This window comes from Allobosea sp. 2RAB26 (assembly GCF_052115465.1).
Classification (GTDB): Bacteria; Pseudomonadota; Alphaproteobacteria; order Rhizobiales; family Beijerinckiaceae; genus Allobosea.
Map to the genome: position 1 here is coordinate 264,974 of NZ_JBFRGS010000009.1, position 20,451 is coordinate 285,424.

The 20,451-nt window shown below is 65.9% G+C and carries 16 protein-coding genes; 11 read left to right on the top strand and 5 right to left on the bottom strand.

Annotated elements, in window-relative coordinates:
* Positions 1-79: 79 nt before the first annotated feature.
* Positions 80-466 carry a GNAT family N-acetyltransferase gene (locus AB4118_RS19575; protein WP_441491318.1) on the bottom strand — a complete coding sequence of 129 codons (387 nt, stop codon included), beginning with the start codon at positions 464-466 and terminating at the stop codon, positions 80-82.
* Between the two features lie 63 nt (positions 467-529).
* Between AB4118_RS19575 and AB4118_RS19580 the strand changes: the two genes are divergently transcribed.
* The 5 genes from AB4118_RS19580 (at position 530) to AB4118_RS19600 (ending at position 6,083) form a co-directional block, all read left to right on the top strand.
* Complete coding sequence (locus AB4118_RS19580) at positions 530-2,053, top strand: ABC transporter substrate-binding protein (RefSeq protein WP_441491319.1); 1,524 nt, start codon at positions 530-532, stop codon at positions 2,051-2,053.
* Positions 2,054-2,116: 63 nt separating this feature from the next.
* The gene (locus AB4118_RS19585) at positions 2,117-3,058 is read left to right on the top strand and encodes an ABC transporter permease (protein WP_441491320.1); all 942 of its coding nucleotides are present in this window, start codon (positions 2,117-2,119) and stop codon (positions 3,056-3,058) included.
* The gene (locus AB4118_RS19590; RefSeq protein ID WP_441491321.1) at positions 3,058-3,930 is read left to right on the top strand and encodes an ABC transporter permease; all 873 of its coding nucleotides are present in this window, start codon (positions 3,058-3,060) and stop codon (positions 3,928-3,930) included. Before AB4118_RS19585 ends, AB4118_RS19590 begins: the two co-directional genes overlap by 1 nt.
* Before the next feature lies 1 nt (position 3,931).
* The gene (locus AB4118_RS19595; protein ID WP_441491322.1) at positions 3,932-5,137 is read left to right on the top strand and encodes an amidohydrolase/deacetylase family metallohydrolase; all 1,206 of its coding nucleotides are present in this window, start codon (positions 3,932-3,934) and stop codon (positions 5,135-5,137) included.
* A 103-nt stretch (positions 5,138-5,240) separates the two neighbouring features.
* Positions 5,241-6,083 (top strand): IclR family transcriptional regulator, encoded by an 843-nt coding sequence (locus AB4118_RS19600; RefSeq protein ID WP_441491323.1) that lies wholly within the window; start codon positions 5,241-5,243, stop codon positions 6,081-6,083.
* Positions 6,084-6,140: 57 nt separating this feature from the next.
* On the opposite strand, the gene AB4118_RS19605 is transcribed toward AB4118_RS19600, so the two are convergent.
* The 4 genes from AB4118_RS19605 to AB4118_RS19620 form a co-directional block, all read right to left on the bottom strand.
* Positions 6,141-6,998, bottom strand: coding sequence for a hypothetical protein (locus AB4118_RS19605; RefSeq protein WP_441491324.1), 858 nt, complete (start codon positions 6,996-6,998; stop codon positions 6,141-6,143).
* Positions 6,999-7,281: 283 nt separating this feature from the next.
* Positions 7,282-8,058 carry a 4'-phosphopantetheinyl transferase family protein gene (locus AB4118_RS19610; protein ID WP_441491325.1) on the bottom strand — a complete coding sequence of 259 codons (777 nt, stop codon included), beginning with the start codon at positions 8,056-8,058 and terminating at the stop codon, positions 7,282-7,284.
* The gene (locus AB4118_RS19615; RefSeq protein ID WP_441491326.1) at positions 8,043-11,216 is read right to left on the bottom strand and encodes an amino acid adenylation domain-containing protein; all 3,174 of its coding nucleotides are present in this window, start codon (positions 11,214-11,216) and stop codon (positions 8,043-8,045) included. Before AB4118_RS19615 ends, AB4118_RS19610 begins: the two co-directional genes overlap by 16 nt.
* A gap of 11 nt (positions 11,217-11,227) precedes the next feature.
* Complete coding sequence (locus tag AB4118_RS19620; protein WP_441491327.1) at positions 11,228-12,478, bottom strand: MFS transporter; 1,251 nt, start codon at positions 12,476-12,478, stop codon at positions 11,228-11,230.
* A 449-nt stretch (positions 12,479-12,927) separates the two neighbouring features.
* On the opposite strand from AB4118_RS19620, the gene AB4118_RS19625 reads away from it, so the two are divergent.
* Genes AB4118_RS19625 through AB4118_RS19650 form a run of 6 tightly spaced genes read left to right on the top strand, consistent with a single transcriptional unit; the run spans position 12,928 to position 20,447 of the window.
* The gene (locus AB4118_RS19625) at positions 12,928-14,496 is read left to right on the top strand and encodes an ABC transporter substrate-binding protein (RefSeq protein ID WP_441491328.1); all 1,569 of its coding nucleotides are present in this window, start codon (positions 12,928-12,930) and stop codon (positions 14,494-14,496) included.
* Positions 14,497-14,507: 11 nt separating this feature from the next.
* Positions 14,508-15,443, top strand: a complete 936-nt coding sequence (locus AB4118_RS19630; protein ID WP_441491329.1) for an ABC transporter permease — start codon at positions 14,508-14,510, stop codon at positions 15,441-15,443.
* 28 nt (positions 15,444-15,471) lie between these two features.
* Positions 15,472-16,401: an ABC transporter permease gene (locus AB4118_RS19635; RefSeq protein ID WP_441491330.1), complete on the top strand. Its 930-nt coding sequence runs from the start codon at positions 15,472-15,474 to the stop codon at positions 16,399-16,401.
* Positions 16,398-17,348 (top strand): ABC transporter ATP-binding protein, encoded by a 951-nt coding sequence (locus AB4118_RS19640; RefSeq protein ID WP_441491331.1) that lies wholly within the window; start codon positions 16,398-16,400, stop codon positions 17,346-17,348. The genes AB4118_RS19635 and AB4118_RS19640 overlap by 4 nt, the downstream gene beginning before the upstream one ends.
* 1 nt (position 17,349) lies before the next feature.
* Positions 17,350-18,342: an ABC transporter ATP-binding protein gene (locus tag AB4118_RS19645; RefSeq protein WP_441491332.1), complete on the top strand. Its 993-nt coding sequence runs from the start codon at positions 17,350-17,352 to the stop codon at positions 18,340-18,342.
* Entirely contained in the window at positions 18,339-20,447 is a 2,109-nt protein-coding gene (locus AB4118_RS19650; protein WP_441491333.1) for a hydantoinase/oxoprolinase family protein, read from the top strand. Before AB4118_RS19645 ends, AB4118_RS19650 begins: the two co-directional genes overlap by 4 nt.
* The last annotated feature ends 4 nt before the right edge of the window (positions 20,448-20,451 follow it).

The following is a 20,451-nucleotide window of genomic DNA, read 5'->3' on the forward strand; positions in this document are numbered from 1 at the left end:
GGGGCGGGGGCATCCGGGGGCGAGCCTCGCTATCCGGGAGGAGGGGGCCGGGCGCCCGGCCGCCGGTTCGGCTCTGTCCTCAGTCGGCTGCGCGATAGAGGGCGTGCAGCAGGCCCCCGATGACACGCTCGCCTTCGAAGGTCATGCCGATCCGCTCCAGAACATGTCTGGATGCGGCGTTGTTCACGAGTGCGAACCCCACCAACTGCCGTGGGAGCCGATGCCGACGAGCCTCCGACAAGAGGGCTGAGGCCACTTCGACGGCATAGCCGCAGCCCTGATGCTCCGGCGAGATGGCGTAACCGAGCTCCAGTTCGTCTTCCCCCCAGGCCGACCAGGCGGCCGTCTTCCGTACCGGTGCCGCATCGTCGCCGAACGCGATCCGCTGGCGGAACGCCGAAACCGGCGCGCCGCCGCCTCGGTGAAATGGCCCGGCTGAGCATCGACGCACGCCATGCGTTGACATTCATCGCGGGTCGATATTCTGTTATAAGGCATAGTATTACATAATAAAAGAATGTGAGGGACCATGAAACGCCTGCTCGGATGCCTCCTCGCCTGCAGCCTGCTCACCGGACCGTCGCTCGCCCTCGCACAAGAGACGGGGGGCATTGCCACAGTGGCGACCGTCGGCGAGCCGCCGACCCTGGACCCGATGGTCTCGACAGCCGATCTCGTCGGCACGATCACCCAGCATGTTTTCGAGACCCTCTACACATTCGACAAGAGCTGGAAGGTGACGCCGCTGCTCGCGGATGCGCTGCCCGCGATCAGCGACGACGGCAAGCGCTACACCATCGCGCTGCGGCCGGGCGTCAAATTCCATGACGGCTCCGAGCTGACCGCCGATGATGCCGTCGCCTCGCTGAAGCGCTGGATGAAGCTGGCCTCGCGCGGAAAGCAGGCGGCAGGCTTCATCGAGAGTGTCGAGGCCGCCGGCCCGGCCTCGCTCGTGATCACGCTGAAGCAGCCTTATGCACCGTTGACCTCGCTGCTCGCCTTCAACAACTCGGCCGCGATCATCATCCCAGCGAATAAGCAGAGCGAACCGATGAAGGAGTTCATCGGAACCGGCCCCTACATGCTGAAGGAGCGCAAGGCCGATCAGTACATCCAGCTCGTCCGCTTCGCCGGCTACAAGCCGCGCGACGGCCAGGGCGACGGCTATGGCGGCGCGCGGCGCGCCCTGCTGGACGAGGTCCGCTTCGTGCCGGTTCCGGATGCGAATACCCGCGTCGAGTCGGCCGTTTCCGGCCAATACTCCTATGTCGATTCGATTCCCGTGGAATCCATCGACCGGTTGAAGGGGGCGGCCTCGCAGCCCGTCCTGCTGAAACCCTTCGGCTATCCCGTCTTCATCTTCAACACCGCCGAGGGCGCGACGAAGAACCTCGCGGTCCGCAAGGCGATCCGCACGGTGCTGAACATGGAGGACATGCTGGCCGCGGCGTTCGGCAGCACGGAGTTCTACGCGCTCGACGGCGACATCTATCCGTCGGATTATGTCTGGCACACCGATGCGGGCGTCGCCGGGAACTACAATATCGGCGATGCCGACAAGGCGAGGGCCGCCGCCAAGGCGGCCGGGTACAAGGGCGAGCCGATCCGCATCCTGACCAGCCGCCAGTACGAGTTCCACTACAAGATGGCGCAGGTCGCGACCGAGTATCTGAAGCTCGCCGGCTTCACCGTCGACATGCAGGTCGTCGACTGGGCGACCCTGACCCAGCGGCGGACCGACAAGGCCTTGTGGGAGATCTACATCACCCACAGCCCCTTCCTGCCGGAACCGGCGCTGATCGGCTCGCTGTCGACCAGCTCGCCCGGCTGGTGGGACACGCCTGCCCGCAAGGCCGCCGTCGATGCCTTCACCTCCGAAGCCGACCCCGCCAAGCGCGCCGTGCTGTGGGCGAATGTGCAGAAGACGATCTATGACGAGGTGCCCTTCATCAAGATCGGCGACTTCAACGCGCTTTCCGCGAAATCCGCGAAGCTCGACGGCGTCGTGCCGGCGCCCTGGCCCTATTTCTGGAACGTCACCCTGAAGAAGTGATCCCCCCTTCGTCGACCGGCCGTGTGACCACGGCCGGTCGACGAGCAACGAGGCGGTCGGGCCATGGTCGGCTACATCCTTCAACGCATCTCCGGCATGGTCGCGGTCATGCTGCTCGTCGTCACGATCGTCTTCGTGATCGTGCGCGTCACTCCGGGCGATCCCGCCGCGGTGATGCTCGGCCCCGATGCGACGGCGCAGGACGTCGCGGATCTGCGCACCAGGCTCGGGCTCGATCGCTCGATCCTTTCGCAATACGTGCTCTATGTCGGGCAGTTGCTGCGCGGCGATCTCGGCCAGTCGATCTTCCTGAACATGCCGGTGACCTCCGCGCTGCTGGAGCGGGCCGAGCCGACCTTCTTCCTGACATTGCTGTCGCTGGCCATCGCGAGCGTCATCGCGCTGCCCGTCGGCATCTACGCCGCCTATAGACGCGGCTCCTTCCTCGACCAGGCGGCGACGACGCTCGCCATGCTCGGCGCGAGCATTCCCGGCTTCTGGCTCGGGCTGATCCTGATGCAGATCTTCGCCGTGCGCCTGCAGATCCTTCCGGTTTCCGGCTATGGCGGGCCCGATACGAGCCTGATCGAACGGATCCGGCACCTGATCCTGCCGGCGGTCGCGCTCGGGCTCGTCTCCTCGGCGCTGATCATGCGCTTCACCCGCGCCTCGATGCTCGACGTGCTCGGCGACGACTATATCCGCACGGCGCGGGCCAAGGGGCTCGGCGAGCAGGCCGTGATCCTTACCCACGCGCTCAAGAACGCGCTGATCCCGATCCTCACCGTGCTCGGGCTGACAGCCGCCGTGCTGATCTCGGGCGCGGTCGTGACCGAGACGGTGTTCGGCCTGCCGGGCGTCGGCAACCTCGTGGTCTCGGCCGTGCTGCGACGCGACTATCCGGTGATCCAGGGCGCGCTGCTCGTGATCGCCGGCCTGTATGTCCTGATCAATTTCGCGATCGACATGCTCTATCTGCTGGTCGATCCAAGGGTGCGCTACTGATGGTCGACCTCACACCCGATGCGCTGGCGCCGCGCCGCGGCCGGACTTTCCTGCGACAGCTGATGAAACGCCGCACAGTGGCGATCGGCCTCGCGATCCTCCTCGTCTTCGTGCTGCTCGCGGCGCTGGCCCCGCTGATCGCGCCCTATGCGCCCGGCCGGCTCTCGATCGTCAACCGTCTGAAGCCACCGTCCGCGACCTCCTGGTTCGGTACGGACGAATTCGGCCGGGACCTCTTCTCGCGGATGCTCTATGCCGGCCGCCTGTCGCTCTCGGTCGGCGCCGCCGTCGTCGTCCTGTCGTCGCTGATCGGCGTGACGCTCGGGCTGCTGGCCGGGTTCTTCAAGCGGCTAGACACGCCGACCGCCCGCTTGATCGACGCGATGATGGCGTTCCCCGACATCCTCCTGGCGATCGCGCTGGTCGCGGCGCTCGGTCCATCGCTTGTGACGGTGATCGTGGCGCTCGCGATCGTCTATGCGCCGCGGCTGGCGCGCATCGTCCGCGCTGCGACCCTGGTGATCCGCGAGTTGCCCTATGTCGAGGCGGCCCGAGCCTGCGGCCACACGACCTTCCGGATCATGACGCGGCATGTCCTGCCGAACATCGTCTCGCCGATCACGGTGCAGGCCACCTTCATCTTCGCCAGCGCCATGCTGGCCGAGGCCGGACTTTCCTTCCTCGGGCTCGGCGTCAGTCCCGACGTCCCGACCTGGGGCACGATGATCGCTTCCGGTCGGCAATATATCGGCCAGGCGGATTGGATGACCTATTTCCCCGGCCTCGCCATCGTGCTCGCCGTGCTGTCCCTGCAGATGGTCGGCGACGGCCTGCGCGACCTGCTCGATCCGCGGCTGCGGAAGGATCTCTGAGATGACGTTCGTGACGCAACAACCTCTCCTCATCGCGAATGTGAGGCCGGTCGCCTTTGGCCCGGCGATCCCCGCTGCGGCGATCGACATCCTCGTCGGCGGCGATGGCAACATCACCGCGATCGGCCCGGCGTTGCCAGCACCGCCCGACGCGCTGCGCGTCGACGGCAAGGGCGCCTTCGTTTCGCCGGGATGGGTCGACCTGCACGTCCATGTCTGGCACGGCGGCACCGACATCTCGCTCAGGCCGAGCGACTGCGGGGCCGCGCGCGGCGTCACGACCATGGTCGATGCGGGCTCGGCCGGCGAGGCGAATTTCCACGGTTTCCGCGAATACGTCATCGAGCCGGCGCGCGAGCGGATCAAGGCCTTCCTCAATCTCGGCTCGATCGGGCTCGTCGCCTGTAACCGCGTGCCGGAACTGCGCGACATCAAGGACATCGACCTAGACCGCATCCTCGAATGCTATGCGGAGAACAGCGAGCATATCGTCGGCATCAAGGTCCGGGCGAGCCATGTCATCACCGGCTCCTGGGGCGTGACGCCGGTCAAGCTCGGCAAGAAGATCGCCAAGATCCTGAAGCTGCCGATGATGGTCCATGTCGGCGAGCCGCCGGCCCTCTACGAGGAGGTGCTGGAGGCGCTGGGGCCGGGCGACGTCGTCACGCACTGCTTCAACGGCAAGGCGGGATCGAGCCTGATGGAGGACGAAGACCTCTTCACCCTCGCCGAGCGCTGCGCCGCGCGGGGCGTCCGCCTCGACATCGGTCATGGCGGCGCCTCCTTCTCCTTCAAGGTGGCGGAGGCCGCGATCAAGCGCGGGCTGATGCCGTTCTCGATCTCGACGGACCTGCACAACCGCTGCATGAACTTCCCGGTCTGGGACCTCGCGACGACGATGTCGAAGCTGCTCTCGGTCGGCATGCCCTTCGATGCCATCATCGAGGCGGTGACCCATGCCCCGGCCTCGGTGATCAAGCTCGCGATGACGGACCGGCTCATGATCGGCGAGAGGGCCGATTTCACGATCTTCGAGTTGGTCGATGGCGATCTCGAGGCGACCGATTCGAACGGCGACGTCTCCCAGCTGACGCGGCTGTTCGAGCCGCGCTACGCGGTGATCGGCGCGGAAGCGATCACGGCCAGCCGCTACATGCCACGCCCGCGCCGGCTGGTCCGGCACAGCCACGGCCTATCGTGGCGTTGACGAAGGTGCCGGCAAGGTCGTCGCGCGGTTTGCAAGGCCCACCGGAAACCGGAGCGGGGCACCGCCGTGGAAACAGCGCGCGGCAGGTATCGAAAGCCCGGACATGACGAAAGCCACGACGACGCAGCCGAGCGAAGACGAGCCCGAGCGCATCGGGCCGCGGCGTTCGCGCGTAAGCGGCATCGACCGTGCCGTGCAGATCCTCGACCATCTCCAGCAGGAGGGGCGAGCCCAGACCGCCTATGAGGTCGCCCGTGCGATCGGCGCGCCGCTATCGACCATCTACGCCATCGTCGAGGACCTGCTCGACAAGAGCCTGCTGACGCGCTCCGGCGAAGGCGGAGTCTGGCTGGGTCCCCGGCTCTACCACTATGGCCTCGCCTATGCGCGCGATCTCCAGGTCATCACCGTGGCGACGCACGAGATGCATGTGCTGGCGCGCGAAGTCGGCGAGACCGTCCAGATCTGCGGCCGCGACGGCGGCATGATGGTGGTCGAGGCGATGGCCGAGGGCCCGGGGCACTTCGTCATCACCTCGCGCGTCGGCACGCGCGTGCCGCTGAACTGGACCGCCTCTGGCCGCCTGCTGGTCGCCGGCCTGGACGAGGCGGAGCGGGCAGCCCTTTTCCGCAAGAGCGCCAAGGCATCGCCGACCGGGCGCGCCGTCACCGACCCCACCGTCCTGCTCGCCCAATCGCGCGACGCGCTCGCCGCAGGCCTGTCGATCCAGGCGGGCGAGTCCGACTATGCGGTCGCCTGTATCGCCGCGCCGGTGCTGGACGAGGCCGGCGCCTGCCCAATCACCGTTTCGATCGTCCTGCCCGAGTTCCGCGTCAACGAGGAGCAATTGACTTTCGTCGAGGCGGTGAAGACGGCGGCGCGGCGTATCGAGGACAAGCTCGGCTGGCGCGTCGGACACTTCGCCGCTGGCCGAAGAAGCGGCTGAAGGCCACTCGCGCCCCGGATTGAGGTATGCGCCCCGAGGCGCGGCCGCGCGTGAGCCTCACGAGGTCGCCAATTTCGCCTCGGACGCCCGGCGCAAGGCTATCGACTGCGATAACGTCCCGGAATATTCATGATGCCCCAGATGGGTACAGGGAGCATTGAGGTTACACCAGATCTCTCCTCCGCATTGCTGTATCCAGCGATCGCAGAAGGCGTAATCCTCACCAATAAAGAGACCGTTTGAGTCTACCATCGTTCCGAACAGATCATAGAATCGATTCAACTGCGGGTTGGAAGAGGCCAGTGGGCCATCCCAGGTGTAGGCGGTATTGGCGAAAGTCGCCACCATGGTTTCGATCATGTCGCGGCGTAACAAAATGACGCCCGCCCCAATTCGGAGAATACGAGCGAATTGTCCGCGTGAAACCGGCGAGCATGTACCCGCGAGCACGCCAGGATTTTCGAACTTGACGTTCCAACGCGTGGCAAGTTGATGAAATGTATCTAGGTCTTTGGGTTGATATCGTGCCGTTTGTTCATTCGCATACGATTTCTGTACGTATGGGATCCCCACAAAAGGTACGTTGAAGCGCAGCATCTCGACGATCGTCTCGCCCGAGAACGCCATGTCGGCATCAACAAACAACAGATGCGTTGCCTCTGGGTTCGACAGGAATTTTGTTATGATTGCATTGCGCGCGTGGTGGATGATAGCGCAACCTTCGCCGAAGAATAGGCTGGCTAACCCGCCGCGTTGTCTGATCCTCTCGATCGTATCCATGATCGTCAGAGCCGTCTCAGAATAAATCTTGCGGTCATACGTTGGGACCGCAATCATCACGTTTGGGTTCACCATTCCTGCCAGGCCTCTTAGGAAAGAGCTGTTTCGAAACGTGATGTTTGTTGAGTCCGCCATTCGAGTTAATCGATAAATTGATGCTTATCAATACAGATTGGCGGTTCCGGTGTGGGCACATCATGACATCCGTCGGTCAGGCAGCTACGTCACCAACACCATATGTGCCGTAAATCTGTCTCCCGGAGTCGAGACTACAGACGCCTCGTGGCCAGTTTTCGCGCTTGTTCCGAGACCATTGCTCTGTTGCAGTTGGGGCGTGCGTACGCCGCGCCGCACAATCCTGGGCGGAGTGGTCCGGAGAGTGTGGCGCAGGACAACGCTCATGCTGATCGGTCTCGGATTACCGGACGGCGGATCGCACTGCGATCGCGATATGGATGCCGTCATCTGTCAGGTGCGATGTGACGCCCATGTCCTGGACGGAGAATCCGCTTCCCGCGGGAAGCGCGATGGCTTGCCCTGGAATGGCGGAAAACCTGCTCATGCTCATCGGCTCGCGCGACCCGAGCGACTTCAGCAGCGCCTCCTTGCGGCACCAGAGCGTGGTGAACTCGGCCGCGGCAGACCGGGGCGGCCTTGTGCGCAGCCACGCGATCTCTTGGGGCGAGAGCGGGCCTTCACGCTCGGAGGGCGGATCGCGCGTCGGTTCGATGTCGATGCCGACGCTGATCCCCTCAGCAACGATGCAGCCAACGCAGCTGCGTGTGTGGGACAGCGAGAAATCGATCGCCGGAACGGCAGCATCGGACCGATCTTCTGAGATCAGGGCAGGCTTCTCGATCAGGGCGGGTTTCTTACCTGGCTGGTGGCTGAGGCGCAGCTCTGCAGGGTTGGCTCCCAGCCGGGACGCGATGGCGAGCCGCAGCAGGCCATGGGCCGCGATATAGGCGTCCCGGTCGGCTTCGAACCGGAAACGTGCCGCGCGCTGCCTTTCCGCCGCGTCCAGCAACCCTGACAGCAAGGCCCAATCGCGACGAGCGATCTGCGCCAGTCTGAGCAGGTGCACGCTGCCTTGCGTGCCCTTTGGCAGCGCATCCATCAATTCGGGCAGCTGTGCCCGGGCGAGCAGGAGGTGCCCGTCCGCGGTGTCGCTCGCCCGCGTCAGTTGGCGCGCCATCCCGGCACCAGCATGGCTTTCATCGACCCGGTAAAGATCTCCGCCATCGCAAGGATGGTCTCGCTCCGGTAATTCGGGCGCGTATAGAAGAACTTCATGCGGAAGCAGTCATCCATCACATAGGCATAGACGTGCAGATGGTAGTCCGCGAGGTTGCCTGCCGCGACCGTATCGGGAACGTCCATCAGCGACGGGTCGGGCGGGAGGAAGCGCACGCCGTCGTAATTATCCTCCCAGACATTGCCGATATACTGGAACAACGTGCGCACCTTGTCCTCGCGCGCCAGGAGCTCGGCCCGCGGATCGCTTGAATAGTAGCGCAGCGCGCTGTGTCCGATGCCATTGTCGGGGATGGCGCGATACTGCGCCGCGACCGCCTCGAGCGCTGCAGCCAGGGCCGGCTCGCTGTCGAGCTCGCCATCGGGCAGGCGGGCGGTGATCGGCGTGTGGGTAATGAACCAGCCGACCGTGCGCGAGGGATCGGCAGCGCGGATGCAGCTCTCCCGGCCATGGGCGACCTTGTGAAAGATCAGGTTGCGCTGGCCCGACAACCGGTTGGCCGTGACGGCGAGACTGGCGACGATGGCGTGGATCAGGGTCGATTGAGCCGCGCCGCCCAGCCGCTCGCGCAGGCCTGCCATCTCGGCCGCATCGAGAACCTCGAAGCCATGGCTGTCGATGTCGCGCTGCAACGCTCCCTCGACCTGCGCATCCTCCGGGAAGGGCATGGCGTCGCTCGCCTCGCCGACCCAGTAATCGAGCTGCGCCTCGGCCTGCGGGCTTCGCGCATAGGCGATCACCTGCTCGACCCATTGGTGATAGGGCGTGGTCTTGGCCGGGAGCACGACCGGCTTGCCGGCTTCGAGGGCATCATAGGCGGTGCGCAGATCCTCGAGCGTGACCTGCAGGGACAGGGCGTCCGTGACGAGCTCATGCATCGTCAGGAAGAGATGGTGGTTGCTGCCATGGGGATCGGCGAACAGGGCGACCGTCATCACGGGGCCGTTTGCAATGTCGAGCGTCGCGTGCAGCCGCTCGATCTCGCTGCCGATGAAGCCGAGCTGCGTCTCAAGGGGCGCTACGGGCAAGGCAAGCACGTGCACCGGGACGCGCTGGGCCTCCGGCAGCGCGATATAGTGCTGCGCATAGTGGCCCTCCGTGCCCTTCGTGAAGCGCAGGCGCAGCGCATCGTGATGGACGACGACGTCATGCAGTGCGCCCTGCAGCAGGGATGGATCGAGCATGGCGCCAAGACGGGTGATGAAGCCGACATTGAACATGTCGGGGTTCGGCCTGGCCCAGGTGAAATAATAGGTCTGCATCGGACTGAGCGGCGAGACCGCGCCGGGGGTGGTCCATGCGCTGGCAACGCTCGTCCTGCCCTCGATCAGGGCGGCGAGAGCGCGGATCGTCGGATAGTCGTGGATATCGGCCGGCGTCAGAACGACGGAATCGGCTCGCGCACGCGCCGCAACGCGAAAAGCCTGGATGGAATCGCCGCCGATCTCGAAGAAGTTGTCGTCCATGCCGACGCGGGACTGCCCGAGCACCGCCCTCCAGATCGCCAGAAGGCGGCGCTCCATCTCGGTCGAGGTCGCGTCGGCTTCCTCCACGACGGGGGCCTCGTCGCTCACCGTCAGGGCGTTGCGATCGAGCTTGCCGTTGGGAAGCCGCGGCAGCGCCCCGATCTGGATGAAGCGCGAAGGCACCATGTAGTCGGGCAGGCGCGTCAGCAGAAATCGGCGCAATTCACTGGACAGGGTGCTGTCGAAGCTGTCGGCAGCCGGCAAGACGCAGAAGGCGACGAGTTGCCGTCCTCCCGCCGTTTCCGCGGCGCTGACGGCGCAGGCACGGATCTTCGGATGGGCTGCGAGCGTCGTCTCGATCTCGCCGGGCTCGATGCGGAAGCCCCTGATCTTGATCTGGAAATCCTTGCGGCCGATATAGTCGAGCTCGCCATCGGGCCGGGTCGAGACCATGTCTCCGGACCGGAACAGCCGCGCATGCTCGCGCTCACCGGGCTCTGCGAACGGATTGGGAATGAAGGCCTGGCCGGTCAGGTCCGGGCGTCCGAGATAGCCTTTCGCAAGCCCTGGGCCTGAGACGCAGAGTTCGCCCGCGACGCCGGGACCGACGGGCTGGAGATGGCCGTCGACGACATGGATGCGCATCCGCCCGATCGGCTTGCCGATCGAGACGATCTTGCCCGTCAATGCAGCGGGGGTGACGGTGCAGCAGGTGGCGTCGGCCGCCATCTCCGAGGAGCCGTAGAGATTGATCAGCGTAACGCTCTCGCCGAGTTCCGTGACCTGGCGGGCAAGGTCGCTCGGAAGCAGTTCGCCTGACGATGTCAGATAGCGCAGACGGGGCAGGCGAGTGCCGGTGGCGCGGGCAGCCTCGATCAGGGCCGCCAGCAGGGATGGCACCAGGATGAGGCGCGTGATGCGCTCATCGGCGAGAAGCTGCAGCAGCTGGAACGGATCGCGCGCTGTCGCATCATCGGCGACGACGCTGGGAATGCCCTTCAGCAGGCCGCCGAGCATTTCCCAGATCGAGTCGACGAAATTGAGCGCGGTCTTGCTGCAGCAGATTTCGCTGCTCTCGAACGGGAATTCCTGCCACATCCATTCAAAGCGGCTGAGCATCGCGGCATGCGAGCCGAGAATGCCCTTGGGTCGACCGGTCGAGCCGGAGGTGTAGACGACATAGGCCGTGCGCTCGGGATCATCGGGCGGCGCTGCCGGTCCGCTGCCCGCTGCCGGCAGGGGCCTGTCGAGATTCAGGAGCGCGCGGCCGGATTCGCAGAGGAAGGCCGCATCATGTGTCGCGTCCAGCGTCAGCACCACGGGCGCGGCTGCGTCCTCCAGCATGAAGCGCAGGCGGTCCTCGGGATAGGACGGATCAAGCGGCACCCAGGCGCATCCCGCCTTGAGAATGCCGAGGATGCCCGCGACAGCCGCAATGCCGCGTGGCATGCACAGGCCGATCAGCCTTGCCTCGGATGTGCTCGCGCCGGCTGGCAGGAGCCGACGGATGGCCGTGGCGATCTCCTGCGCCCAGGCATCGAGCTCGGCATAGCTCAGCCGCCGTTCTCCGGCCTTGATCGCCAGTGCCGTGGGCAGGCGCCGCGCCGTATCCTCGAAAATGCGGTGGAACATGGAAATCCTCGTCAAATCTGGCGCGCAGCGGCAGGCGATGCCTTTGGCGATGACATCAGGAACGCGCTGGCAGCCAGCGTGGCGAGGCACAGCCCGAACGGCGCGAGATAGCTGATCGCGCTCAGGGCGCCGTTGAGAATCGAAGACAGGCCCCAGACGAGCGCATTGATCGCGATCGCGATCCCGAGGACCCAGCCCTGGCGATCATCGCTGACGGCCCGGGAAAACAGGGTGATGATCGCACCATAGGCGACCGATACGGTGATTGCCGTGGGAAAGGCGATGATCCAGAGCAGGTCGAGGCGGGGGACGGCGAGCGAGGCCGCGATCAGCCCGGCAGTGCTCCATAAGGACCATGTCGCGATGGCGCGCGGGTCGAACCGCTTCTCGAGCACGGGCAGACAGAGGCCGTAGGCGATGCAAAAGCCGATGCCGAGCGTGGCCATGAGCAATGAGATGGTGCCCGCATCCTCACCGAACCGGTTCAGCACCAGGCTTGGCAGGAACAGGAAATAGGTCCCCCAGGCGGTCTGCATCAGGCCGAACACCAGCATCAGATGGCGGATGGCAGGATCGCGCAGCGCCGCGCGAAACCCCGCCACTCCCATCAGCAGATTGATCGGCGTCGGGTCGGCCTGCGCGGGAGGTTCGCGTGCCTCCTGGAATGTCGTCGCGATCAGGACGAGGCCGATCAGGGCGCCACCGGCGGTCAGGGCCATCGGAAGGATGAAATCGCTCAGGACCGCAGCGGCATCATGCGAGAACGCGCCGCCGATCAGCGGGCCGACGATGAAGCCGAGCGACGACGCGAACAGGCAGAGGCTGAGCGTGAGCGCGCGCGTCTGGCTGCTGCTCGCATCCACGGCAGCGGCCTGTGCGACGGCCTGGCTGCCTGCCGTGGCCCCTCCGATGAAGCGGCCGATCAGCAGCAAGGCGACGAGATTATAGGCGATGGCGCCGCCGATCAGCGCAAAGCTCAAGGCCATGCCGAGCATGCAAAGGATCAGGATCCGCTTTCGCCCGATGCGGTCTGAGATCTCTCCGAGCACCGGCGCGGCATAGAGCATGACGAGTTCGTAGAGGCCGAGCGCGACGCCGTAGACGAGATAGCGCAGGCCGGCAGGCGCTGCCCCCATCATCAGGGGCTGATCGCCGATGAGCGCCGCGGCAAGGACCGGCACGACGATCGTGTAGCCGATGCTGTCGATCAGGATGATGGCAAGGAGGGGGCCGACGCGCAGGATCATGGAGAGCGTCGTCATGCCGGCACTCGCGACGGCCGCGCCCCGTGCCGGGATCGTGCAGGGGAGGGCTCGTCCCGGCCAAGGATCATGACGTCAAATCTGCCTACCCATCCGGAACCGGCAACGCCTGAACTACCGAATGTTCGAAACGTTACGTCATGAAAACATTCACACGCCCATCTGTTGTGATCTGCCGGAAAGGTCAAGGCGCAAACTCCAGCCGAGCCGCACTTCCCAAGGGTGGCTGTCTTGAGAGGGCTGGCTCGGTTCGCCTGAACCGTTCCGGAGCTGTCGCTCCGTCGATTATTGCTCTGGTTGTGCTGCGATCGGGATTGGCTGCTCGCGCCCGTGGCGGGCATGGGCCGTTTGAGCACATGTGCTGACCCGCGAGGCAGGCCACTTGACAAGGAAGATTCTTGGTGAAACGTTTCCATCAACGATGGAAACGTTTCCACGAGGGGATTGCCATGATTTATGACTCTCTCGATCGCCGTGCTTTCCTCCAGGGCGGGGCGGCAGCCGTTGGCGGGCTGGGTCTGCCATTCCCGGCGCAGGCGGCGGATGAGCGATCCCTGGTCGTGGCTATCCCTTCGAACCCGTCGACCTTCGATCCGATCAACCAGGGCAACCACGATGCCATGGTGGTCAATCAGCTCATCTTCGAGAACCTGATCGAGATCGACGGGGAGGGGCGGCGGCGGCCACTGCTTGCAAAGACGCTGCCCGCGATCTCCGAAGACCGGACCGAATACATCTTCGAGCTGCGGGACGACGTCGCGTTTCAGAACGGACAGCCCTTCACGGCCGAGGACGTGAAGTACAGCTACGACTATATTCTCGACCCGGCCAACAAGGCGCTGCGGCGCTCGGTCTGGACGAATATCGAATCCGTCGAGATCCTGGCGCGTCACAAGGTGCGCTTCAAGATGAAGGCGCCGTTCCGGCCCTTCCTCGACTATATGACCAAATACATGGGTATCTTTCCGGCCGGGAGCCGCGAGAAATACGGCAACGAGATCTTCCAGCAGAGGCCTGAGGGCCTGGGAACCGGGCCCGGCATCTTCGTCTCCGCGCGATCCAACGATGTCGTCGAGTTCCGCCGCAACCCGAATTACTGGCGCAAGGATTTCCCGGGATGGGACCGGTTGCGCGTGCGGATCGTCTCCGAGGAGGCGGCCCGCATCGCGTCGCTCATGTCGAAATCGGTCCACATCATCGGGGCGCCGCCGGTCCGCGACTATCTGCGAGTGCGGCAGGCCAAAGCGCAGGGCATCACCGGGGCGAGCCGTCCGGCGCTCGGCAGCATGATGCTGATGATCCACAACACCCGAAAGCCACCCTTCGACGATCCCGATTTCCGCAAGGCCGTTTCGCTGGCGACCGATCGCAAGACCATCGCCGAGAAGATCTTCAACGGGCTGGTCGAGCCCTCGGCGGTGCCGGCTCCTGCCTCGGCCTGGTGGTACAATGCCAAGGCGGCTGATGTCCTGGCCTTCAACCTTGAAAAAGCGAAGGCTCATCTCGCCAAATCCCGTTATGCGTCCGGGGCCGAATTCGAGTTGCTCTATTCGTCGCAGGGTTATCTGCTGGACGTCGCGGACGCGGCCCTCTTCATCCAGGCATCGCTGGCCCGGCTCGGCATCAAGGTCAAACTCCAGCCGCTCGAGACCGGCCAGCTCATCGAGCAGGTTTTTGGCGGCAACCAGACCTCCGCGCTCATGGCGGTGATCGGTCCCTCCGATCCAACCTTCATCATTCAGGGCATCTATACACCGAACCAGGTGATGACGCGCAGTTCCGGCTACAGCAACGAGCGGCTCAATACGCTTCTGACCGAGAGCTTCCGTGTCGACGACGAAAAGTCTCTGGGACCGATCCTGGCCGATATGCAGGCGATACTGGCGGCGGACTCGCCCTCGACCTGGATCGGCGCGGTCCACAGCTTCAACCTCTGGCGCAGCAATGTGCAGGGCTTCGAGCCGAACACCGGGATCACGCTGCGCCTGACCGATGCGGCCGTGGCCGATCTCCGCTGAGGCGAGAAACCATGTGGTTTGCCAGTCGCATACTCAGCAGTCTTGCCGTGCTCGTCGTGGTCAGCGCGCTCCTCTTCGCGCTCACGCGATTGACCCCGCTCTCGCCCGCGCGGATCGTGCTCGGCACGGACGCCACCGTCGAGCAGATCCATGAGTTCGAGCGCGATCGCGGTCTCGACCGCGCTCTGCCCGCCCAATACGCAGCATGGGTTGCGCAGCTTCCCCACTCGGGCTTCGGCACCTCCTACATCACCGGCCGTTCGATCGATCTCGAGTTGCGCGAGAGCCTGCCGGTCACCGTCGAACTGGTGGTCGCGACCTTTCTCCTGACGCTGGTCGGCGCGATTCCGCTCGGCCTGGTCGCCGGGTTGACGGAAGACCGCTGGCCGGACCACCTGATCAGGGTGCTATCCCTGATGGCGGTGTCGGTCCCGGGATTCTGGCTCGCCCTGATCCTGATCCGTGTCTTTGCCGTCAGGCTGGGCTGGGTGCCGCCGATCGGGATCACGCCGCTCTCGGAAGGCTGGCACGCCCATCTCGCCTCCCTGGTGCTGCCGGCCCTGTCGATCGCGCTCTACTATATCGGTGCGCTCAGCCGCCTGATGCGCGCCTCCGTCATCGAGATCCTGGGCCAGGACTACGTCCGCACCGCCCATGCTCTCGGCTTGAGACGCAGTCTCGTCGCGCGCTACGTGGTGAAGAACGCGCTTCCACCCTTCGTCAGCGTCGCCGGCATGTCGTTCGGCTACATGTTCGGCTGGGCGATCATCATCGAGCTGGTCTTCAACATACCGGGTCTTTCGCGGGCCCTGCTGACCGCCATCACGCAACGCGACTATCCGATGATCCAGGCCACCGTCCTGGTCGTCACGGTGATGTTCATCCTCTCAAATCTCGCTGCCGATCTCATCCAGCGGCTGATCAATCCGAGGCTGAGACATGCTTGACGCCGCGCGTTCGACAGCACCTGCGCCAATGGCATCGGCCGCCGGCATCCGCGCCGTGCCCCGGCTGTCCGGGCTCACCGGCACGATGTGCCGCCTTGCTCAGACGCGCATCGGCCTGGTCGGGTTGGTCATTGTCGGCTTCGTCGTCCTGGCTGCGCTTCTCGCCCCTTGGCTCCCTCTGCACGATCCCCTCGATCTGATGATGGAGCATCGGCTGGAGCCTCCGGGGCCGTCATTCCTGCTGGGCACGGACGAGGTCGGCCGCGACATCCTCGCCCGGCTCGTCTGGGGTGCGCGCGGATCCCTGATGATCGGCGTGCTGACCGTCGCGATCGGCCTCTCCGGCGGGCTCTTGGTCGGTATCCTCTCCGGGTATTACAGCGGCACGCTCGTCGAGACCGTCCTGCTCGGCCTGATGGATATCTTCGCGGCGATCCCGCTGCTCGTCTGGGCGATCGCGATCGTCGGAATCTTCGGCACCGGGTCGGTGCAGCTGGGGCCGCTCGTGCTCCCCAACGAAGCCAAGATCATTCTCCTCGTCGGCTTGCTGTTCATCCCCGGGCTGGCGCGCGTCGCCCACGGCCTGGCCCTGGCCGAGGCCAGGGCGGATTACGTAGCAGCGCGGCGCCTGCAGGGCGCGGGGTCCTGGTCCATCATGGCCAGCGATATCCTGCCCAACATCCTCTCGCCGATCTTCGTCCAGGCGAGCGTCCTGATCGGCATCGGCATCATCATCGAAGCCTCGCTCAGCTTCATCGGTCTCGGCGTGCAGCCACCGACCCCGAGCTGGGGTGGAATGCTGGCCGATGCGCGCTCGCTCGCCTTCTCCGACGAATGGTGGGTCGCGACCTGGCCGGGCCTGGCGATCTTCCTGACCGTGATCGGCTTCAACCTCGTCGGCGACGCCCTGCGGACGGTGCTCGATCCCCGGCGGCGTGATGGGGGACCGGCACTATGAGCGCGCCCGTGCTGTCCCTGAATGACCTGTCCATCGCCTTTGGTCAGGGCGCCGCGGCCCGGACGGTGGTTCACGGCGTCACCCTCCAGGTGCGGGCCGGCGAAAAACTCGCGATCGTCGGCGAGTCGGGCTCGGGCAAGAGCGTCACCGCGCTGGCGATCATGCACCTGCTTGGGCGCTCGGGCCGGGTCGTGGGGGGCGCGATGAGCCTCGAAGGGCAGGACATCACGGCCATTCCCGAGAGCGCCTGCCGCGACCTGCGCGGCCGCAAGGTGGCCATGATCTTCCAGGATCCGATGACCGCCCTCAATCCCGCCTTCACGATCGGCCGGCAGCTCGTCGACGCCATTCGCAGCCATGACGATCCGGGCCCCGGGGCGGCCCGGTCGGAGGCCGAACAGCTCCTCGGCAAGGTCGGCATCGACGATCCGCGCCGCCGGAGCGGCCAATATCCCCATGAGCTCAGCGGCGGCATGCGCCAGCGCGTGCTGATCGCGATGGCCATCGCCTGCCGGCCGCGCCTGCTGATCGCAGACGAGCCCACGACGGCGCTCGACGTCACCGTTCAGGCCCAGGTGGTTGCGCTGCTGCGCGACATCAGCGCGACATTCGGGATCGCCCTGCTGTTCATCTCGCATAATCTCGATCTCGTCGCCGAGTTCTGCGACCAGATCGCGGTGATGTATCGCGGCCGGATCGTCGAATCCGGCAGCACGCAGGCGATCTTCACGTCTCCGCGTCACCCCTACACGCGCCTCCTGCTGGACTCCGTGCCAAGGCCAGGCCGCCCGCTGCGCGCCGCTGAGCCCGGTCGCCTGACCGGGGCCCCCGGCGAAGGCGCCTGCGATTTCCTGCCGCGCTGCCCTCTGGCTGACACGGACTGCAACTTGCGGCCGAGCCTGCGGGGTGAGGGCGGCCATGTCAGCGCCTGCTGGCGGAGCGCCTGAGATGAGCCAAGCCGAAACAGTCCCGCCGCCGCTCCTTGCCGCCGCAGGCGCAAGCCGGCGCTACCCCCTGGCGCGTTCGGCGCTGGCGCGCCTGCTCGACCGGAGGACGACGTCGGCTCTGCTCGGGGCGAGCTTCGACGTCCGGGCCGGCGACGTGCTCGGCATCGTCGGCGAAAGCGGCAGCGGCAAGTCGACGCTCGCGCGGCTTCTCGTCGGGCTCGACCGCCCGAGCAGCGGTCAGGTCTCGTTCGAAGGACGCGATCTTGCGAGCTTTGCGGCCGCGGACTGGCAGCGTTTCCGAAACCGCGTGCAGTTTGTCTTCCAGGGCGCTCACACGGCCTTGAACCCGCGCAAGACCGTCGCGCGCAGCCTGAGCGAAGCCTTCGGCGGGCCGCTCGCGCCGGGAGCGCTCGATGCCCTGCTGGCGCAGGTCAGCCTCGGGCCGGAACTGCTCGATCGGCTGCCGCATCAGCTATCGGGCGGCCAGAAGCAGCGGATCGGGATCGCCCGCGCGCTCGCCCGACAGCCGGAGGTGTTGATCGCCGACGAGCCGACATCGGCTCTCGACGTCTCCGTGCAGAACGAGATCATCGCGCTGCTACAGCAGCTGCATCGCGACAGGCACCTGACGCTGGTGATCATCAGCCACGATCTCGGGCTCGTCGGCGCGTTCTGCGACCGCGTGCTGGTGATGTATGCCGGCAGGATCGTCGAGAGGGGGCCCGCCGCGGAAATCCTGGCGGAGCCGGCGCATCCCTATACGCAGCGCCTGGTCGCTGCCATTCCGCGCGGGCTCGCCGGGCGCAATCGCCCGGCCGAACCGCCACTGCCCGAAGCGGCCCGCCATGGCGGCTGCCCCTTCGAACCCCGTTGCAGCAACCGGATTCCGATCTGTGCGCAAAGCGAGCCACCCGAGGTTCACCTCGGCGATCGGCTCGTCCGTTGTCACGCAGCGCCCATCTCGGTCCAAAACCTAGCGGAGACCAACCTATGACAGCGCGCTCGTTTCGAGTGGGTGCCGATATCGGCGGCACCTTCACGGATATCACCTTCCTGGAGAACGGTCAGACGGTCCATTCGTTCAAACGACCGTCGACGCCCGACGACTACAGCCGCGGCATCGTCGAGGGCGTGCTTGCGTTGCTGGCTCGCATCGGCGGCAAGCCGACCGAGATCGAGGAGGTCGTGCACGCCACGACCGTGGCAACCAACGCGATCCTGGAGGGCAAGGGCGCCACGACCGCGCTGCTGACGACGCGCGGATTCCGCGACGTCCTCGAGCTTGGCCGGCTGCGCATGCCGGAGCTCTACAATCTGAATTACGAGAAGCCGACGCCGCTGGTGCCGCGCCATCGGCGCTACGAGATTGCCGAGCGCATGGGAGCCCATGGCGACATCGTCCTGCCCCTGGACGAGGACAGCGTCGTCGAGGCGGCGCGCAGCATCGCGGCGAGCGACACACGCGCGGTCGCGGTCAGTTTCCTGCACGCTTATGCCAACCCGCAGCACGAGCGGCGGGCCTGCGAGATTCTCGCCGGGATGCTCGGCCCCGAGGTCTTCGTCAGCTGCTCCAGCGATGTCCTGCCGGAGATCCGCGAATACGAGCGTACGAGCACGGTGGTGGTCAACGCCTATCTCGGGCCCGTCGTGCGCTCCTATCTGCGTGCCCTGTCGACGCGGCTGCGCGACGCCGGCATTCACGCACCGCTGCAGGTCATGCAGTCGAGCGGAGGGGTGATGAGTGCCTTGTCCGCGAGCGAGAAGCCGGCCTGCATCATCGAGTCCGGTCCCGCTGCCGGCGTCATCGCCGCCGCCCGCATCGGCGCGGCGGGAAGTTCGAACGATATCATCACGATCGACATGGGCGGGACGACCGCCAAGGCCGCGATCATCGAGCAGGGCCAGCCCGCGCGCACGACGGAGTACGAGGTCGGGGCCGGGATCAACATATCGAGCAAGCTGATCAAGGGCGGTGGGCACGCGGTGAAGCTGCCCTTCATCGACGTCTCCGAGATCGGCGCCGGCGGCGGCAGCATCATCCGGGTCGATGCCGGCGGCCTGATCCAGGTCGGTCCCGACAGTGCCGGCGCCGTCCCGGGCCCGGCCTGCTACGGCACGGGCGGAACCCGCCCGACGCTGACCGACGCGCTCGTCGTGCTCGGCTACATCAATCCGGAATACATCGCCGGCGGCGCCGTGCGCCTCGATGCGGAGCGCTCGCGGCGTGCGATCAGCGAGCAGGTCTGCGCCCCCACGGGGCTCGACCTCGAGACGGCCGCCCATGGCGTCTACGCCATCGCGGCCTCGACGATGATGCGAGCCGTCAAGGCGGTCTCGACCTATCGCGGCCGCGATCCGCGCGACTTCACCCTCTTCGCCTTCGGCGGCAACGGTCCGGCGGTGGCCGCCGAGATCGCGCGTCTCCTCGACATGAAGCGTGTCGTCGTCCCGTCCCATCCCGGCGTCTTCAGCGCGCTTGGCCTGCTCTACTCGACGACCGAGCACGACCTGATGCAGACCTATTTCTGCGCGCTTGAGGCGATCGATTCCGACAGGCTCGATACGGCCTACCGCAAGCTCGAGACCAGCATGTTCGCCGGCCTCGAGGCCGATGGCTTCACCAGAGCGGACATCGAAATCGACCGCCTTGCCGACCTGCGTTACGCCGGACAGGCCTATGAGCTGACGATCGGGCTGACAGACCGTCCGGGCGACCCCATCGACATCGCCGCCATGGGCGCGGCCTTCCACCGTGAGCACAAGCAGACCTATGGCCATGCATCGACGAGCGATCCGCTCGAGATCGTCAATATCCGCGTGACCGGCCGTCCCCGCAGCGACAGGACCGACGCCTATCGGCCGTCAGCCCCGGACGCGCGAACGGGGGTGGCGGGTTCTCCATCGATGCGGACCTGCTGGTTCGGGCAGGACTGGGGGCACCTGGAGACGCCGATCATCACGCGTCTCGACCTCGCGGCCGGCGACCGGGAAAGCCCGCTGATCGTCGAGGAATACGACGCCACCTGCGTGGTTCCTCCTGGCTGGACGGCGGGTCTCGACGAATTGGGCAATCTCGTACTCACAGCCTCGGAAAGGTGACGTC

Excerpts from the sequence above, each read along its gene's own strand:
- AB4118_RS19575 (WP_441491318.1), bottom strand. The coding sequence starts at position 466 with ATGTCAACGCATGGCGTGCGTCGATGCTCAGCCGGGCCATTTCACCGA.
- AB4118_RS19580 (WP_441491319.1), top strand. The coding sequence starts at position 530 with ATGAAACGCCTGCTCGGATGCCTCCTCGCCTGCAGCCTGCTCACCGGA.
- AB4118_RS19585 (WP_441491320.1), top strand. The coding sequence starts at position 2,117 with ATGGTCGGCTACATCCTTCAACGCATCTCCGGCATGGTCGCGGTCATG.
- AB4118_RS19590 (WP_441491321.1), top strand. The coding sequence starts at position 3,058 with ATGGTCGACCTCACACCCGATGCGCTGGCGCCGCGCCGCGGCCGGACT.
- AB4118_RS19595 (WP_441491322.1), top strand. The coding sequence starts at position 3,932 with ATGACGTTCGTGACGCAACAACCTCTCCTCATCGCGAATGTGAGGCCG.
- AB4118_RS19600 (WP_441491323.1), top strand. The coding sequence starts at position 5,241 with ATGACGAAAGCCACGACGACGCAGCCGAGCGAAGACGAGCCCGAGCGC.
- AB4118_RS19605 (WP_441491324.1), bottom strand. The coding sequence starts at position 6,998 with ATGGCGGACTCAACAAACATCACGTTTCGAAACAGCTCTTTCCTAAGA.
- AB4118_RS19610 (WP_441491325.1), bottom strand. The coding sequence starts at position 8,058 with ATGGCGCGCCAACTGACGCGGGCGAGCGACACCGCGGACGGGCACCTC.
- AB4118_RS19615 (WP_441491326.1), bottom strand. The coding sequence starts at position 11,216 with ATGTTCCACCGCATTTTCGAGGATACGGCGCGGCGCCTGCCCACGGCA.
- AB4118_RS19620 (WP_441491327.1), bottom strand. The coding sequence starts at position 12,478 with ATGACGACGCTCTCCATGATCCTGCGCGTCGGCCCCCTCCTTGCCATC.
- AB4118_RS19625 (WP_441491328.1), top strand. The coding sequence starts at position 12,928 with ATGATTTATGACTCTCTCGATCGCCGTGCTTTCCTCCAGGGCGGGGCG.
- AB4118_RS19630 (WP_441491329.1), top strand. The coding sequence starts at position 14,508 with ATGTGGTTTGCCAGTCGCATACTCAGCAGTCTTGCCGTGCTCGTCGTG.
- AB4118_RS19635 (WP_441491330.1), top strand. The coding sequence starts at position 15,472 with ATGGCATCGGCCGCCGGCATCCGCGCCGTGCCCCGGCTGTCCGGGCTC.
- AB4118_RS19640 (WP_441491331.1), top strand. The coding sequence starts at position 16,398 with ATGAGCGCGCCCGTGCTGTCCCTGAATGACCTGTCCATCGCCTTTGGT.
- AB4118_RS19645 (WP_441491332.1), top strand. The coding sequence starts at position 17,350 with ATGAGCCAAGCCGAAACAGTCCCGCCGCCGCTCCTTGCCGCCGCAGGC.
- AB4118_RS19650 (WP_441491333.1), top strand. The coding sequence starts at position 18,339 with ATGACAGCGCGCTCGTTTCGAGTGGGTGCCGATATCGGCGGCACCTTC.